The organism is Streptomyces chiangmaiensis, assembly GCF_036281785.1.
GTDB lineage: Bacteria > Actinomycetota > Actinomycetes > Streptomycetales > Streptomycetaceae > Streptomyces > Streptomyces chiangmaiensis.
The window spans coordinates 1-4,206 of record NZ_JAYWVC010000382.1; the positions used below are offsets into that span (position 1 = coordinate 1).

The following is a 4,206-nucleotide window of genomic DNA, read 5'->3' on the forward strand; positions in this document are numbered from 1 at the left end:
AGATTCGCGATCTTCCAGGGCCTGATTCGGGACGAAGAGGTCGTGAGTTCAAACCCGCCACCCCGACAGAGAAGTACCAAGTCAGGGGCCTGATCCGCGAAAGTGGATCATGCCCCTGAGTGATTTCCGAGGCGAGACCGGAGGGATCAGCGCGTGACGTAGACCGTCGCCTCGGCCTCGGACGCCTCATGCAGGTCGTCACCCGGCCAGCTGACCGTGTAGGTCACCTCGCGCCGGGCGCGCGGAATGTGGTCGATGGTGAACGTGCCGTCCGCGGCGACGGACACCGACGACAGCGTGCCCGTACCGAGCTTGTCGGTCCGCACGACCTTCAGCACCGCACGGTCCGGCAGCGCCTTGCCCTGCGCGGTGAAGGTGCCGGTGATGTGGACGCCGTCCAGGGTCGCCTGCGCCGGGGCGGTGAGCGCGATCGAGGTCGGCGCCTTGGCGACGGTCACGGTGTGCGTGACGTCCGTGGCGGGCCGGTGGGTCAGGTCGCCGAGGTAGGACACCGTGTACGTGGCGTCGCCGACGAGGTCGGGCTCGTCGAGGACCGCGAAGGTGCCGTCCGCCTTGACGGGGAAGGTGCCCAGGTCGTGGCTGCCGGTCGCGTCCGTTCGGGTCGCCGTGACCTTCACCGGGGTGCCGGGCGCGGGTCCGTCGAGCTCCAGCCTGCCGCGCACCGACAGCGGCTCGCCCGCGACCGCCTGGGCGGGGCTGTGGGTGAGGTCGCCGGTGAAGCGGGTGTCGTACTGGACGGCCGGCGGCTGGACGATGTGCAGCCAGAACTGGTTCCCGGCGGCGTTGGTGGTGACCGCGAACAGCCGGGAGCCGTCGGCCGCCCACTCCATGCCGCGCGGGGCGACCCGGTTGCCGTCGAGGGAGCCCTCGAAGACGAACTCCAGCGGGGCGGTCGAGTCGGTGGGGTCGGCGGGCTGGACCAGCAGGTCGGGCGTGGCACCCATGGCCGAGGCACCGCGCGCGATGTACTTTCCGTCGCCGCTGAAGGCGACCGAGCTGGCGGACGCACCGGCCGGCAGCGGCTGGTAGCCGTTCGCCGCGTCCGACAGGTCGCCGGTGTTCAGCAGCCGGGTGCCGTAGGCGGCGTCGGCCACGGCGACCTTGCTGCCATCGGCGGAGAACGCCATGTCCTTCAGGTCGAGCGCGCCGTTGCCCGCGCTGTCGGCGAAACGGCGGGCGGCGTTGCGTACGAGGGAGCCGTTGGCGGTGTCGTACACGGCGACGAAGGGGTTCGTCGCACCGTCGCTGCGCGGCTGGCCCATCAGCATCCGGTCGCCGGGCCCGGCCTCGATCTTGAGCATGCCGTAGTCGTTCCAGCCGGTGCGCGTGTACACGCCGTTCACGATGCCGTCGAGGTTGGTCTGCGCCGCGTAGCTGCACGCGCCCGGGTACTGCGAGTACGGCGTGGTGATGTACAACTGTCCGCCGGAGAAGGCGAGTTCCCGGCCGCAGGTGTCGGCGTAGGTGCTGGCGACGATGGCCGCCTCGAACGTGGTGGTGTCGTACGTCTGGATCTGCTCGCGCAGGCCCGCGTAGAGCTTGGTGCTGTCGGCGTTGAGCGCCAGGCCCGAGACGTAGTACTTGTCCAAGGGGCGCGGGTGAGGACCTGTCGCCGCCCTCGCCTCGGACGGAACCCCGCTGGCCGTCGGCCATTACCACCCGGCGAACGGCACCACCGAGATCGGCGGCATCGGCACCCTTCCCAGCGCCCGCCGCCAGGGCCTGGCCGCCGCTGTCACCGGCCCTGGTCAGCCACGCTCGCGACCATGGGGTGAACGAGCCGACCCACGCCAGTCCCGAGGTCACTTCGTCTGCCGGCGTGCCTGCTTCACCTCGCGGTCGACAGCCCAGGCGTCAGCGACCGGCCCCAGGTGACCGAGCTTGTCGGGGTTGATCACCGACCGGATGGTCTGGATCTGCCCGTCGAGCACCTCGAGGGCCAAGATGTGGAGCACGTTGCCGTCCCGGTCGCGGAAGATCGCTCCTGGCTGGCCGTTGACCTCGTGCGGCTCGAAGGTCACGTTGATCCGGGCCATCCAGGGGAAGACGGAGGCGAGCAGCCGGGCCACGTTCTCGGCGCCGATGACGGCCCTGGCCAGCTGCGGGGCCTTGCCGCCGCCGTCCCCGACCATCGACACGTCGGCGGCGAGCAGATCCCGCAGGCCGACGACATCGCCTTCGCGAAGGGCGTCGAAGAACCGCGTCGCCAGCTCCTGCCGCTGCTGACGGTCCACGTCGAAGCGTGGCCGTCCGGCCTGCATGTGCCGCCGCGCCCGTACCAGCAGCTGTCGGCACGCCGCCTCCGACCGCCCCACCGCCGCGGCGACCTCGTCGAAGCCGAAGCCGAACACCTCCCGCAGCACGAACACCGACCGCTCCAGCGGGCTGAGCCGCTCCAGAAGCAGCAGCGCCGCCATCGACACCGAGTCGGCCAGCTCCGCTGAGCGTGCCGGATCCTGATAGGGATCAGTGAGCAGCGGCTCGGGGAACCACGGCCCGACGTACTCCTCCCGCCTCACCCGTGCGGAGCGCAGTACGTCGATCGAGATCCGCGTCACCGTGGCGGACAGGAAAGCCTTGGTCGACGTGGGCCGGGTCGCCGAGCCGTCGAAGCGCAGCCAGGTCTCCTGCACCGCGTCCTCGGCCTCACCCACGCTGCCCAGAATCCGGTAGGCGATCGAGAACAGCAGTGGCCGCAACTCCTCGAACTCCCCGACCTTGCTCATACCGACTCCCCTTGTCCGGCCGTACTCGTCGGCGCGGGCATCTTCTGATGATCATCCGGTCCACCGGCGGTGCAGAGCAAGGTCCCCGGCCGGGAGCCCGGAGCCCGCGGCCGGGCCGGTTGCCGACAGCCGTTCAGTGGAACTGCCCGACCTCGTAGTCGCCCGCCGGCTGCTGGGTGATGATGTTCAGCCGGTTCACCGTGTTCATGAAGGACACCAGGATCACCAGGGCGGTGAGCTGCTCCTCGTCGTAGTGCTCGGCGGCACGCGCCCAGACCTCGTCGCTGACCCCGCCGTCCGCGTCCGCGACCCGGGTCCCCTGCTCCGCCAGCTCCAGCGCGACGCGCTCGGCCTCGGTGAAGACCGTGGCCTCCCGCCACGCCGCCACCAGGTTCAGCCGCACCGGGGCCTCCCCGGCAGCGGCGGCTTCCTTGGTGTGCATGTCGATGCAGACGGCGCAGCCGTTGATCTGGCTCACGCGCAGCGCCACCAACTCCTGCGTCGCGGCCGGCAGCGGCGACTCCTTGAGCGTCTTGCCCGCCGACATGAAGTACTTGAGGGCCTTGCCGGCGGTCGGGTCGGCGAAGTAGTTCAGTCGCGCGTCCATCGTGTGCTCCTCCGTGGTCGTCAGTGGATACATCCCTAAGACGAGGTGGCCCGGCGCCCCGTGACACGGACGCGTGTGACCCGTGTCGCCCCCTGCCGGCGTGTTCAGAGATGTCGAAGGAGAAAAGGGCGGCATGGACACCTCCACCCGTGCCACCCGGAACCGACGTCTTCACGACGATGTGACGGCAACCCGCCACCCGTACCGGACGGCGCGGGCCGTGGTTGTCCGCGAGCGGCGATGCCGCCGTTCCGACGTCCCGTTCGATGCCGGCCACCCGGAACAGTTCCATCGTTCGTGCGTTGTTGCCTCGTCCACGCGGGTGGGTGGAGGTTCCCGGGTGCCGCTCCACGAGGGTGTGCCGTACGCCGTGTCGGCCCAGGAACAGGGATGCGGACAGGCCCACCAGAAAGCCACCGACGATCAGGACCGGAACCCGGTGGCCGGCTTCTTCACGCATCGATGCCTCCCGAAGCAGCGGAGCGGGTACGGGGCGCCCCGCAGTTTCCATGCCCTTCGCAAGCGGGGTCCGTGTGCCCAGTCACCCACGTGGTTCATACGAGTCGCGCACTCTCTGCGACCGGCACACGATCGAGGAACGCTGACGTCGCGTCACCCGCGGCTCGACGTTGAACTCTGCCCCGAGAAGGAGAAGTGCTCAGGATGACCACAACGTCTGAACGTGTTTCAGAACCGCTGACGCGACAGGTGTCGAGACGGGTCTCCCAGTCGGTCTTCGATGGCTCCAGACTGCGTGTCGTGCTGCTCGTGGACGTCTATGACGGAGCCCAGCAGCAGTTCCTGGAAGCGTATGAACAGCTGTGCAGTCAGGTCGCGTCCGTCCCGGGACAC

Annotated in this window: 3 protein-coding genes and 2 pseudogenes; 1 reads left to right on the forward strand and 4 read right to left on the reverse strand. The window is 69.6% G+C overall.

Annotation, left to right across the window (positions count from 1 at the left end; all coding sequences use genetic code 11):
• Window positions 1-146: 146 nt before the first annotated feature.
• The 4 genes and pseudogenes from VXC91_RS42875 to VXC91_RS42895 form a co-directional block, all read right to left on the reverse strand.
• Window positions 147-1,610: an Ig-like domain repeat protein gene (locus tag VXC91_RS42875; RefSeq protein ID WP_329512772.1), complete on the reverse strand. Its 1,464-nt coding sequence runs from the start codon at window positions 1,608-1,610 to the stop codon at window positions 147-149.
• Between the two features lie 213 nt (window positions 1,611-1,823).
• Window positions 1,824-2,747, reverse strand: coding sequence for an RNA polymerase sigma-70 factor (locus VXC91_RS42885; protein WP_329512773.1), 924 nt, complete (start codon window positions 2,745-2,747; stop codon window positions 1,824-1,826).
• A 133-nt stretch (window positions 2,748-2,880) separates the two neighbouring features.
• Window positions 2,881-3,354 (reverse strand): carboxymuconolactone decarboxylase family protein, encoded by a 474-nt coding sequence (locus VXC91_RS42890; protein WP_329512774.1) that lies wholly within the window; start codon window positions 3,352-3,354, stop codon window positions 2,881-2,883.
• A 151-nt stretch (window positions 3,355-3,505) separates the two neighbouring features.
• Window positions 3,506-3,814 (reverse strand): annotated as a pseudogene (locus VXC91_RS42895) (FAD-dependent monooxygenase); the annotation flags it as partial.
• Window positions 3,815-4,017: 203 nt separating this feature from the next.
• Here VXC91_RS42895 and VXC91_RS42900 point away from each other — a divergent pair.
• Window positions 4,018-4,206: pseudogene (locus VXC91_RS42900) on the forward strand (TcmI family type II polyketide cyclase); the annotation flags it as partial.